Here is a 12,456-nt window from a genome sequence, read left to right on the forward strand (position 1 = left end):
CGTTGCATTCGTTCGGCTATTCCCTCAGCTAGTGCGACAACGTAAAGTGACGAGTCCTAGGCCTATTAGAAGCCCAGGTTATGAAAGGAGTAGTGACGTGACTGAGAACGACCCAGAAGTACTTGGCGATATTGACGGCCCGGATCTAGAACGACCAAAAGACGGCCGCGATGCTCAGCCGCCTGAAGAAGGCTCATCCGATTACCCCGAGACATTAGATGCACAAGATCCGCTGCGCAATGACCAAGTGGTGCTCAGCGAAACCGATAGCCCAACCACTGTGACAGGACAAGCTGCAGAACCGTTGGCGGAAGATGACTGGGCGCTTGAAGAGCAGCAAGTGCTTGAGGAAGACGAGTTCGAAGAAACGTTCCCCGAGGACACCGACTAAGTTTTTAACCCAAACAAGTGCGGGCCCAAATTTCTGGGCCCGCAGTTGCTGTGTCTAGGGAGTTTAGAGAAACTTCTGTGAAGCCTCGTCCAGTCGAGCGACATGCTCTGGATAGAGCCGTACGTCGCTGGCTGCTATAAGTGCGTCAAGCTGTTCGGGGACTCGGGCTGAAGCGATCGGGGCAGTTACATCTTTCGCGAGCAACCATGCCAGCGCGACCGAAGCTGGCTCGTGATCGAGCTCCTCGGAAATCCCAACCAAGGCGCCCACGAGATCCAGGGCGTCTTCATTGGCGAACTGTGCCAGCTGTCCCGCACGATCCGAACCTTCAAAGTCTTCCAGTGACTGGTATTTACCGGTCAGTAATCCGGCCGCTAATGAATAGTATGGGAAGACAGCCAGATTGTGCTGCTCTGCGAGCTCACCGTAGCCATCGGTACCTTCGACGTCGCTGCGGTGGGCCAGGGAGTAGTTCGGCTGGATAGCGGCCGGGACTGTCAGGCCTCCTTCCTGCGCCGCAGCAATCCACGCTGCTTGGCGCTCTGGCGAGAGGTTAGACAGCCCAATATGGCGAACCTTCCCGTCTTTGACCAGCGCATCGAAAGTGCGAGCCAGTTGCTGCGGGGACTGTGATTCATCGTCGTAGTGGGCGTAGTACAAATCAATGTAGTCAGTCTGCAACCGAGCCAGGGAGGCTTCGACAGCCTCGTTAACGTTTTCGGGTGTGAGTCCAGGCTGTTCTTCCCAGCCGGCAACCTTCGTTGCTAAGAAGACCTTGTCACGGTTGCCGCGTGCTGCAAAGTAGTTCCCGAGGATAGCTTCGGATTCGCCACCGCTATTGCCTGGTGCCCATTGTGAGTAGCTATCTGCCGTATCGACATGTGCACCTCCGGCATCCAGAAATGCGTCGAGCACTGCGAAGGTGTCATCTTCGCTAGAGGTCCAGCCGAACGTGTTGCCACCGAGTGCTAGTGGCACGTCTGGGTTGATGAGTTGTTTATCAGCCATGCAATCCTTTCGAGGGAATACTATCGTGAAATCCTGCTTGCCCTAGCGTAGTGGTTTCAGCGCCGATTGCAGGGGTGATGGTCGACACTTGCATCGCTGGGACGAAGTTTAAACATAAGCTAAGCGGTAGTCCGCCATTGAAGGAGTGCCGAGGTATGTCGATCAAACGCCAACTGCCAAATCCCAAACAACTACGGGAATTAGTGCAATTCAAAAAGCCCGAATTCAATGCAGTGAAGCGGCGGTTGGATAAGGCACTGACCGTCGAGGACCTGCGCAAGATCGCAGAACGTCGTACGCCGAAAGCGCCATTTGATTACACGGATGGATCTGCGGAAGGTGAGATTTCCTACCAGCGGGCCAGACAGGCGTTTCAAGACATTGAGTTCCACCCTGAGATCCTCAAACCCACCCCGAATATCGATACTTCAGTAGAGATTCTTGGCGGGCCCAGTGCGTTGCCCTTCGGAACGGCTCCGACCGGGTTTGCACGCATGATGCAGACCGAAGGTGAGATCGCCGGGGCCGGTGCGGCAGGCGCTGCTGGCATACCCTTTACGTTGTCCACCCTGGGCACCGTTTCGATTGAAGAAGTGAAAGCCGTGAACCCGCAGGGGCGGAATTGGTTTCAGCTATATCTGATGAAAGACCGGGACATCTCCTACGGCCTGGTGGAGCGAGCTGCCGCAGCAGGTTTCGATACGTTGTTCTTCACGGTCGACACCCCGATTCCTGGCAACCGGATGCGCGATACCCGCAATGGGTTCTCGATCCCGCCGCAGCTGACCGTTAAGACCGTGCTTGATGCACTGCCGCGACCGGAGTGGTGGATGAATTTTCTCACCACTCCACAGCTCGAGTTTGCTTCCCTTGCCAATACGGGCGGCACCGTGGCTGATCTGATTGGCGCTGCGTTCGACCCCACGATTTCGGAAACCGACCTCGACATTATCCGCCAGATGTGGCCTGGCAAGATCGTGATCAAAGGCATCCAGACTCTCAAGGATGCTCAGCGCATGGTCGATGCTGGCGTTGATGGCATCGTGTTGTCCAACCATGGAGGTCGCCAGCTCGACCGTGCACCGGTCCCCTTCCATCTGTTGCCAGATGTTGCCCGCGAATTGGGCAATGACACGACCATCATGTTGGATACCGGTGTAACCAACGGCGCAGATATCGTCGCAGCTCATGCTCTTGGTGCTGACTTCGTCTTGGTTGGCCGAGCCTGGCTCTACGGTCTGATGGCAGGTGGTCGAGCCGGCGTCGACAAGATGATCGAGATTATGTCTGCCGAGATCCGCCGGACCATGGGGCTCTTGGGTGCAGCCAGCATCGAAGAACTGAACCCATCTCACGTCACGCAGCTGACCCGACTGGTGCCCCGTGAGACATCCTCGCGCGTCCGAGCTGAATAACGTCCACCGTCCTCTATCGGTGGTGCTGTCCATCGCCTCGTCGATAAGCACCGCAGGATTTCTTGCTTCAAGGTTGAGCGTGTAGGCGCGCCAATGGTTTCCAAGACGGGACCTGCGCAATAGTGTGCAACTAATACCCTGAAAGCCCTAGGAAGGTTCCTTCATGACCACTTGGTTGATTACTGGCTGCTCAAGCGGCTTCGGCCGCGCACTTGCCCAGCGTGTTTTAGAGGCCGGGGATAAGGCTGTGATCACGGCACGGAACACTGAGTCTGTGGCTGATCTCGCCGAGGCCTACCCGGATACTGCCCTGTCGGTGCCGTTAGACGTTCGCAACGAAGAGCAGATTGAGTCGACGGTCGATGCAGCCCGCCAGCACTTCGGTGCGATAGATGTGCTGGTCAATAACGCCGGCTACGGATACCGTGCCGCGGTGGAAGAAGGCGAACCCGAGGCGATCCGCGACTTGTTCGACACGAACTACTTTGGTGCTGTCAACATGATCAATGCTGTGCTGCCGCTGATGCGCGAGCAGGGCAACGGCATGATCATCAACATCTCGTCTATTGCTGGCCAACGCAGCGCACCCGGATCGGGATACTATGCCGCATCCAAGGCTGCGCTGGAATCAACCTCCGAAGCGCTACGCCAGGAGGTCGCTCCGTTGGGTATCCGTGTCTCGATTGTCCAGCCCGGCCCCTTCCGCACGGATTTCTTTAGCCGTTCCCTCAAGCAGGCTGATACTGCACTAGAGGCCTATGCTGAGACCGCCGGGAAGCGTCGAAAAGAAAACGATTCCTCGATAGATACCAAGCCGGGCGATCCGGACCGTGCTGCCGCTGCCATCATGCAGCTAGCCCAACTGGAAGATCCGCCTATGCGCTTGGTCTTAGGCAAGGCCGCGAACAGAGTTGCCGAGACCGACCTAAATCAGCAGCTCGATGATCTGATGGAATGGGAACACATCGGGCTGAACACCGATTTTGCTTAACTCTCCGGGGATTCGAGTTCGAGGGCAGATGCTCTTTCTTGATCAGCTCGTCGCCCCCACATCAGCAGCACTGCCCCGGCGGCTAGCAGAAGAGCCCCGCCTATGAACAGTGTGCTGGAGATCGAACCGGCTTGGGCCAGACTATGCTCAGTGGTTTCTACTGGCGAGGCAGTAGGTACCACGCCTTGTGGGTGATCCCAGGGAACTGACTCTGTGAGGAGCTCTCCCCACACTTTCGGGGTAGCGTCTTCCCTGAACGTTCCATCGCCGACATCAAGAATCACCGGTTGCCCAAAGTAATACGTGACGGTCCCGGAATGTACCCCGGGCTCCTCTGCGGCCTCAGGATCGGTTGGTGCCGATGGCGCTACTCGTTCCGGGCTCTCTGTCGTGCTTGCCGGTGGCGCGGAGACTTCAGGGTCAGTCAGGCCCATTGGGGCAGTTGGTGTATGAAGTTCCGTGGGATCTTCAGAGCTGATTGCTTCCCAGGGAGGTGGCGGAGTTTTCGGAGCGCTAGGTTCGCTTGGATGTATGGGCACTGAAAGCTTTGGCGACTCGACCGGGGTAAGGGGTTTCGTGGTTTCGGTAGGGTGCGCTGGATTCTTCGGCGGCACTGGAGCGGTGGGTTGTACAGGATCTGTGGGGGTTTTCGGGATCGGAGATTGCTTCGGATCCAACGGGGCTTGAGGGTCTGCTTTGGCTGGCGGATCGATCGGATCCGTAGGTTTGGGAGCTGTGGGCTCCGCAGACTCTGATGGGGGCGTAGGATCAGCCAGCTCATCATTGCCTACCGTGATGGTCTCCGACGTTTCGGCGCGAGGTGTAGACGTTTTATCGAGGGAATTTGTGTCATGCTCGGCATACGCTGGGACAGCATGTGCTGCTGCAATCAGCACGCCGATGGCACTCGCAACGAGCGGTGAACGGAGCTTCATAGTGGGTTCCTAAGGTGTGCTAGGTGAACCGCCGGACTAGAGCATCCAACTCCCAGAAGAATGTTCGCGCCAACTATCTCTCAAGGCCAGAGACACCATGAATTGTGCTATATCTCACGACAAGATTGCGAGGAATTGGCATATTGGCGCATACTGCCTAGATGATTGTTGGACAACTCGGAAAGCGCTTTCGGTATTAGTTGATTTCGCAACTTTTACCGCACCTACTCAAGCGTGCAATTCTTCCCCACTCACACGCATAAACGGGAGTTTCGTGGTTACCGAAGCCTAGGTTGCACTCACGTCAACCTGCGGCCACCGCCGCGGGCTAGGGTTACGACATCCTTCTGCGAGCATCAGTCTCGTTTGGCGCGTCTCCCACGAGGCGCTGCCTCCTTAGCACGCAGGCGCTTGGAGACCAGAACGAGTCCGGTAGCCAGTATCAGCACACCGCCGATTGCCAGCGCCGCTGAGCTCGCTCCGGTTGCGGGCAGTGGACCTTTGTCGGACCGCTCGGCCGACTCAATGCGCTGCTTTTCGCGCTCTGTGTTTTGAGGCTCTTCGTCTTTGGATGCTCTGTCCTCTGGCTCTGGAGAGTCCTCAGGCTCTGGTGAGCTGTCATCCCGGACTGTGTCCGAGGGTTCTATTGTGGAAATCTCTCGCGGCTCTGGTGGGATGTCTCGCTGCTCTTCGTTGGCTGCTTGAGCTCCGCCCTGCTCAGCGGGCACGCCCTCAGCTTCTAGCCGGGGTGGACTGTTCGCCTCGAGGGCGTCATCAAGGACCGTGGGGAACGCTGCAGCTCGTGACTCCTCCCGTGCAGGTGCCGTTTGATCAGCAGAACTCTCATCCTGTGAAGCTGTGCTACTCGTAGAGTTGGAGCTCTGTGAGACTGATGTCAGGCCGGTTGCAGAACTCCGGCTCTGCGGACTCGGGGTCTCCCCCACTGAGGCATTCCGTGGAGTGATTGCTGCTTCGTCAGGTAACTGTTCAGCGGGTACTGCAGAGAAGAGTTCTACGGAATCTGTAAGGGGCGTTTCTTCGACCGGCTCGGTCGGCTCGTCAGGCACCACAGTCTCGACCTCGACCGGAGCTTCGGCCTGCTCTGTGACACGCTCTGGTTCCGTCTGCTCAGGAGTTGGCGTCACAGTTTCTGCGTCGACTTCGTGGTCGGCCTGCTCCTCTTCTGCCGGGTCGGTCTCGGGGGCATCCGGCTCGTCGGTGTCTTCGTCCGGTTCGACCTCTATGCTCGCTGTGATGCGAAACGTCACGGGTTCGAGGTCGTCGGCATGGGCAGGAACGATGCTCGCAGCGGCAATGAGGCTTGCCACTGCGCTAGCAGAAACGACCGGAAGTAATTTCATAACTGTCCCACATGGTCTCCGACGAGGTAGTAGAGCGAGAACGATCCCCTCCGTCTATGGAGGTTGGCTGTTCCCGTAGGTCAAATACTACTGAAAGATGCCCTGCATCACAGTCAGCAACGAGGAGTTTCTGCCACGATTCAGATGACCGAACTGGGAAACACCGGGCCGATCCCCACTACTGCCAATTACTCTCAGTCGATGGGTGCCTTCCGCTGCCGTGCTTCCGCCAAATTTTCTGCCATGCGTGCTTGGACTTTGATGAACATGTAGAGCAACCCGATCGCTCCGAGGCCTCCCAGGACTGCCCCGACCAGCACGTCGTGGGGGAACTGATGGCCAGCAAGAATGCTGGCTACACCTTCGAGGACTGCCAGCGGAAAAACCAGATAAGAGGTCCACGGCACCGCAAAGGCCAGACCGACCGCCACCGCAAAAGCGATCACGGCAAAACTTGAGGGGTAGGCAAAGCTTTCATTGGCCGGACACCAGCCGCCAAGCTCTGTCAGGTGGCAGGGCCGGGGTTTGCCGTAGGTGTTCTGTAGGACGAAGCTGACGATCGTAATGGCTAGTGCGGTACCAGCGCCAAAAACTAACCGGATGAATGGGAGGTTTTCACGTTGGACCCAGGTACGGATCAACATGATCACGTACAGCAGCCCCAGCACGATCATCACTATTGGGGAGATGACCTGGCCGATGGTAATCCAGGGGTCCACTGCCATGGTGGCTGATAGCTCTGCACTCCACGATGGCACTGTGGTGAGCGCACCGATGGTTGCTGCAACTAGCAGCCACAGGAGAACCGGCCCAACGATCTGTCTTGTCTGACCCAACTTACCCTCACACATTCACACAACCGGCGGCACCTCCGCGAAATAGCGGGGCCATATCGTGTTAACTCTAACGGTCTGTAAGGAATATCTGCGACTAATTGTTCCTACGAGGGGGCTATTACTCGACGAACCCACCGGACACGCCTGAGGCCTCGAGTTCCGTAGAACCCGAGGCCTCAGTTACGTCATCACTCACACCTTGAAGAGGTAGTACCTACTCTAAGAAACCTCCCTGATGGGGAGCTTACGTTCATCTCAAATTTCAACGTGAATCGTCTGAGCAAAGACTGTGTGCCGTCGTGGTTTTCTCATTAGTATCCCTAATGAGAAAATCGCAGAACATTTTCCCATTAAGGATTCAGCACAGAGGGGTTAGATTTCTGGCACTTACCTAGCCGGTTGCTCAGCGCGCCTAACATTGGGCTTAATCGGGGCAGGCTCACCTGGTCGTCGTAGGCTGGATGCTAGATTCCCTACCGCTCACTGAAGGAATGCTATGCCGCTCGAATTTTCACACACCACCTTGGGTCAGCGCGTACTGTTTGGAGCTGGCCAAGCAGCAAGCCGCCTTGCCGAAGAGGTGCAGCGCTTGGGTGCACAGCGCATCATGTTGATCGCGAGCGCTTCGAAACGAGAGCTGGCACAACGTGTTGCTGCCGAAATTGATGTGGTGGTGAACTACGACAATGTGGTCATGCACGTGCCCATCGAAGTGGCCCAAGACGCCCGCCAGGTGGCACGCAAGAACGCAGTGGATCTGCTGATCTGTGTCGGTGGCGGTTCTACTACCGGGCTGGCCAAAGCCATCGCGTTGGAAACCCGGCTGCCCATCATCGCTGTCCCAACCACCTACTCGGGCTCAGAAGCCACCAATGTCTGGGGCCTGACCGAAGCTGCACGCAAGACCACCGGAATCGATGACGTCGTCCTGCCGACCACCGTAATTTATGATGCCGAGCTGACCATGTCACTGCCCGTGGAGCTGTCGGTGGCCTCCGGCCTGAACGGGATGGCCCACTGTATCGATGCGATGTGGGGACCCCACGCCAACCCAATCAACCAGGCGCTCGCCGCCGAAGGGATCTCAGCCCTTGCAACCGGGCTGCCCGCCATTGTGCAGGATTCGCAAGATCTTGCCGGTCGGGAGCAGTTACTCTACGGCGCCTACCTGTCTGCGGTCGCATTTACTTCTGCCGGATCCGGGCTGCACCACAAGATCTGCCATGTGCTGGGCGGGACCTACAATCTGCCCCACGCCCAAACACATGCCACCGTGCTGGCCTACGTTCTAGCCTTCAATATGGATGCCGCACCCGATGCACGGGACCGGATCGCTAAAGCCCTTGGTGCCGATGATGCACTGGAGGGGCTCCAACAACTGCGCGCCCAACTGGGTGCTCCTGACAAGCTGACCGACTATGGCTTCACCGAAGCCGATATTGTCGAGGCAGTTAAGATCATTCTGCCGGCAGTTCCCGCAAGTAATCCTCGACCAGTCACCGCTGAAAACCTGACTGAGCTACTGCAAGCCGCACTCGTCGGGGATGACCCGGCGGTCTTGCTTGAATCCCCGGCCTCAGGACCGCACACATTGTAAAAGCCGATCCAGCCCCCGGCGCGCTTGATGCAGGTGGTGGCGCATCGACACGGCAGGACCCAGGTTGACGGCGACCTTGTTGCCTTCGGGTAGCTGGAGGTGGTTCAGCGGTCACTATTTCGTGGTAGTGCCCGTAGGATGATGCACTGATCGACGGCGCCTTCAATGGCTTCTCGACTATAGAGCAGGGGAAAGGAGCCATCCTCGGCCCAGAGGTCCAAGAGATCCGCGTAGTGCTTTGAGCGGGGATCTCCGGATTGGCCGGGGGTGTTAACCGCTCGGCTTTGGTCCCATTCGCCAACGTCTAAGACCATGCGGAAGCTGGCGCCCAGCACTGCGTTGAATTCGGCGTCGTATGCGGCCATGCCCACGGTGTCGCCGCTGCCCGCCCGGGCAACGGATGGCAGGCTACCCCAGTCTGCTGGCACGTCGGTGACTTTGCTCAGTACAGGGTGGCGCAGTGTCGTTTGGTGCAAGGCTCCCCACGTCCAGCTTTCGCGGTCGGGTCCCAAAAGCTGTGCTATCTCTTCCAGTGCCTGGCCCAAGGTTTGCGCCACTCCTTCGTTAAGGAGCGTGAGGTCCTGGTCAATCGCTTGATCGAACATTGCGAGCATACGCATGTCGGGTCGGAGATCGGAGCTGAGAGTCTCGGCCCGCAGCAGACGGTGTCTAGCCTTGGCCGCTGCCGCAGGGGTGACGTTCAAGCGCTTGAGAGATTGGTCTACGAGCCAGGGGCGTAGGTGTCGACGCTGCCACACTTGGTACAGCAGTGCGGCGAAAGAATCCACGGACTCTGTGCCGTCCCAAGTTTGCAGCTGTGCCCATTCGTCTTGATACTGCTCCGGACGTACCCTGTGGAGGGTATCGAGCAGGTGCCGCGCGTGGAGATTATCTGCGTTGGACTGCATAGCCAGGCTTGAATCGATACCGATCGACTCGCCGCTGGAAAACCATTCAACGAGCCGTTCATGGCGGGCGTCAGAGGACCAGTCGCTCGTGGTCGTCAGTGCATCGTTGTCGAAATCAGCTGGCAAGTTGTGCTCGTTGGAGCTGGTGAACCACCCGGATTCGGGGTTATGGACCGAGGGCAACTCCTCGACGGCAGCGAAACCATCCCACTCGTAGCGGCCGTCGCCGGGTACGGGGTGTGAACCATCCCAGCCGGGACGCCGGGGCACTAGAGCGCTGGCCTGCCAGCCAATGTCTCCGTCTGTCGTGGCGTACACCATGTTCACGGCCGGAGCACCCCAGCGGCGCAACGACCGGCGGAACTGTTCAGCGTCCGCTGCGTCCTGATATTCAAGGCTGGCCAGATAGGGAGCCATGCCCGGCTGTAGCCACACTGCTCGCACGGCCACAGCGCGGCGGTTTCCAGTATCTACCGCCACGACGGGCCCGTGTCGGGTGTAGGACAGGGAATGAATAACATCCTCGGCTCCGGCGACAGCAGCCCGTTCTTCGATGGTCTCGAATTCCTCCCACGCACCTTTGTAGAGGTAACGGTCATCGTCTTCAGGGTGGAGTTGGTAGATGTAGAGGTCCTCGTGATCTACCGGCCAGATCGTCAGCCCGAACGCCACGCGCCCGTTGTGCCCGATGGAGATACCCGGCAGGTTTGGTTCGCCAGCGCCAATCACACTCAACCCCGGGGCCTCCAGGTGTGCCAGGTACCGCAGAGATGGCAGCGTTACCGCGCGGTGTGGATCATTGGCTAACACCGGTCTGCCGGTTGCCGAAAGTGACGGCGCGACCACCCAGTTGTTGCTCCCTGATGGCGCAGGCTGCTCTGCTGAAGTGCCAGCACCGAAATCCACCGGAGCGAATGCCAACCGGTAGACCTCCAGTACGGACTCCGACAGATGTTCATACAGACTCGGGTCTGTGGGTCCCGTGATGTTCGAAACCGGCTCGCGCACAGACCTCAGTTCTTCGCCTTCTGGCCCAAGGTCCCGCACGGTCAGGGCACGGGCCAATTCTTGCTCCACGTTATAAAGCAACCCGTGGGTGCGGATCCGCACCACATCCTCCGGGGCCCAGTGGGCGGGCTCGTAGCCGAGCTCAGCAAATTCGGGTGGCAGCCGACGCGCCGGGTCTTCCAGAGCCCAGTTCACGAAGGCGTTCACGCCGGTCACGAATGCGGTGACGATATCTTTGGCCTCGGTGCTGTAGGACAGCCACTCGGCGCGCATGTCGCCGCGGTATAGGAATAGTCGGGTGGCTCGATCTTGAGCGACATGTCCTGGTCCGAGGGCTTCGGACAGCCGGCCCAGGCCGCGACGGCGCCACAGGTCGATCTGGAATAACCGGTCTCGGGCTGCCTGGAAGCCTTGGGCCATATATGCATCCATCCTGGACTGCGCGTAAATGTGCGGAACACCCCAACGGTCGACCAGAACTTCCACGTCACGGTCAAGACCGCTGACCTCGAACTCTTCGGAAGTGGCCCCTGAAGCCTGATCTGTGGGTTCTGTATCGATATCTCGTCGGGAGCTCATTGGGCATTCCTTTCGTCGTGACTAGAGTCACCTGAATTTGTCTCACCCACCAATGTCGCACCGATCTGCCATGCTGTCTATTGAATCTTTGTAGCCATAAATACTTCCGCGCCGTAGCGCAGACCGGTTCGGTCAGTCAGGCGGCACAGCTGATGTCTGTCACCCAGCCGGCGGTGTCAAAGCAAATAGGAGCCCTGGAGTCGCGGCTGTCCCTGAAGCTCTTTCATCGGACCTCTGCGGGAATGACGATGTCCGCTGCTAGAGAGGCCCTGTACGAACTCGGCGCTGATGTACTCACCCGGTTTGACCGGATCGAAGACACTCTCAATACCCGGTTTGCGGGTCAACCTGCGGTGCGTATCGCATGCCCACACACCACGGCGGCTGGCTCGCAGCTTCAGCCACTGGATGGCGACCACACAGCCCTGGAGCACTGCGCCGACACCGGTATGTATAACCATCCCCAGAGACAGCGCAGACCCGAATAATCCGCGGGGGCTCCAGTAGGTTTAATCCCCCTGAGATACTGAGCTGCGGTCCTCAGATTCGCTGTCCCCCTGCTTGCGAGGAGTGCGAACCAAGAAATACATGCCCACTACGGTGATAACCCCGGCTATCGCTGCTGCGAAGGGCACCCCTTCTTCACCAACATAATTCTCTAGCGTGGTGCGGGCTTCTGATTCGGGTACCGCCAAGGCTAGGACCACGAACGCGCCAACTACCAGTGTGGCCAGGATCTGTCCGAACCAGCGTCGCCAGCGTTTGTTGCCTTTATTGGCCAGTGACTCCCCGGCTTTGGCTACTTGCTTGGCTTTCAACACTCGCAGTGCACCCACGCTCCGTACCGTGCGGAACAACTGCATGGGGCCGATACTGAAGATCACGGCCAGGATGGTTGCAATGGTGAGTCCGATCAACCACCAGTTGCGACGCACCCAATCGATTTTCTTCGGTGAGATCAAGAAAAATATGGTGGTTTCAATAACCAGCACCGCTGTGGTCAGATACAGGAGGATGTGCCCGATCATTTCCAAGGGCTCATCGAATAATGTCAGAAAGACTGCCGGAACTGAAAGAATTGCTGCGATCAGGACCGGCCAAGCAAGCCTCTTCTCCCACCGCTCCTGAATCTCATCGATCTTGTCGTCGCTCGTTTTATCGAAGCCAGCAGCTGCCACATCCTTGGCTTCATCGCTCGCCTTTTGTGCGCGAGAATGGTTCGCGTCGCCTGCACGGTCCTTCGGAGATTCAGCGGTAGTCACCCTGTCATGATACCGCTGCGGTAGTTCGAGAAGGGTACCGCCTCGAGATCCTCGGAGTGTCCGCTAGTGCAAAAGAAATGAGGTCCCGGGCTCGCATCCGGGACCTCATACCTTCATCACTCGCACCTTCAAGAGGTAATAGCACCCTAAGACCCCACTCTTGCG

The 12,456-nt window shown here is 58.1% G+C and carries 11 protein-coding genes and 1 pseudogene; 6 read left to right on the forward strand and 6 right to left on the reverse strand.

Annotation, left to right across the window (positions count from 1 at the left end; all coding sequences use genetic code 11):
• Positions 1–97: 97 nt before the first annotated feature.
• Positions 98–391 (forward strand): hypothetical protein, encoded by a 294-nt coding sequence (locus tag J2S62_RS11320; protein ID WP_310174776.1) that lies wholly within the window; start codon positions 98–100, stop codon positions 389–391.
• Between the two features lie 63 nt (positions 392–454).
• On the opposite strand, the gene J2S62_RS11325 is transcribed toward J2S62_RS11320, so the two are convergent.
• Entirely contained in the window at positions 455–1,399 is a 945-nt protein-coding gene (locus J2S62_RS11325) for an aldo/keto reductase (RefSeq protein WP_310174778.1), read from the reverse strand.
• A gap of 155 nt (positions 1,400–1,554) precedes the next feature.
• On the opposite strand from J2S62_RS11325, the gene J2S62_RS11330 reads away from it, so the two are divergent.
• Positions 1,555–2,814 carry an alpha-hydroxy acid oxidase gene (locus J2S62_RS11330; protein ID WP_310174780.1) on the forward strand — a complete coding sequence of 420 codons (1,260 nt, stop codon included), beginning with the start codon at positions 1,555–1,557 and terminating at the stop codon, positions 2,812–2,814.
• A 163-nt stretch (positions 2,815–2,977) separates the two neighbouring features.
• Complete coding sequence (locus tag J2S62_RS11335) at positions 2,978–3,805, forward strand: oxidoreductase (RefSeq protein ID WP_310174782.1); 828 nt, start codon at positions 2,978–2,980, stop codon at positions 3,803–3,805.
• Here the strand turns inward: J2S62_RS11335 and J2S62_RS11340 are convergent.
• From J2S62_RS11340 to J2S62_RS11350, 3 genes are all read right to left on the reverse strand, one after another.
• Positions 3,802–4,740, reverse strand: a complete 939-nt coding sequence (locus J2S62_RS11340; protein WP_310174784.1) for a hypothetical protein — start codon at positions 4,738–4,740, stop codon at positions 3,802–3,804. The two genes, J2S62_RS11335 and J2S62_RS11340, sit on opposite strands and share 4 nt — an antisense overlap.
• 356 nt (positions 4,741–5,096) lie before the next feature.
• Positions 5,097–6,068 carry an LPXTG cell wall anchor domain-containing protein gene (locus tag J2S62_RS11345; RefSeq protein WP_310174786.1) on the reverse strand — a complete coding sequence of 324 codons (972 nt, stop codon included), beginning with the start codon at positions 6,066–6,068 and terminating at the stop codon, positions 5,097–5,099.
• Positions 6,069–6,295: 227 nt separating this feature from the next.
• On the reverse strand, positions 6,296–6,937 hold the full coding sequence (locus J2S62_RS11350) for a phosphatase PAP2 family protein (protein WP_310174788.1): 642 nt from the start codon (positions 6,935–6,937) through the stop codon (positions 6,296–6,298).
• 496 nt (positions 6,938–7,433) lie between these two features.
• On the opposite strand from J2S62_RS11350, the gene J2S62_RS11355 reads away from it, so the two are divergent.
• A complete protein-coding gene (locus tag J2S62_RS11355; RefSeq protein WP_310174790.1) occupies positions 7,434–8,534 on the forward strand; it encodes a maleylacetate reductase in 1,101 nt (366 codons plus the stop codon).
• 104 nt (positions 8,535–8,638) lie between these two features.
• On the opposite strand, the gene J2S62_RS11360 is transcribed toward J2S62_RS11355, so the two are convergent.
• Positions 8,639–11,029, reverse strand: coding sequence for a penicillin acylase family protein (locus J2S62_RS11360; protein WP_310174792.1), 2,391 nt, complete (start codon positions 11,027–11,029; stop codon positions 8,639–8,641).
• 80 nt (positions 11,030–11,109) lie between these two features.
• On the opposite strand from J2S62_RS11360, the pseudogene J2S62_RS13595 reads away from it, so the two are divergent.
• Positions 11,110–11,277, forward strand: a pseudogene (locus J2S62_RS13595) (LysR family transcriptional regulator); the annotation flags it as partial.
• Complete coding sequence (locus J2S62_RS11365) at positions 11,278–11,517, forward strand: hypothetical protein (RefSeq protein WP_310174794.1); 240 nt, start codon at positions 11,278–11,280, stop codon at positions 11,515–11,517.
• A 21-nt stretch (positions 11,518–11,538) separates the two neighbouring features.
• On the opposite strand, the gene J2S62_RS11370 is transcribed toward J2S62_RS11365, so the two are convergent.
• Positions 11,539–12,291, reverse strand: coding sequence for a hypothetical protein (locus J2S62_RS11370; RefSeq protein WP_310174795.1), 753 nt, complete (start codon positions 12,289–12,291; stop codon positions 11,539–11,541).
• Between the last annotated feature and the right edge of the window lie 165 nt (positions 12,292–12,456).

This window comes from Enteractinococcus fodinae, from assembly GCF_031458395.1.
In the GTDB taxonomy this organism is placed as follows: domain Bacteria; phylum Actinomycetota; class Actinomycetes; order Actinomycetales; family Micrococcaceae; genus Yaniella; species Yaniella fodinae.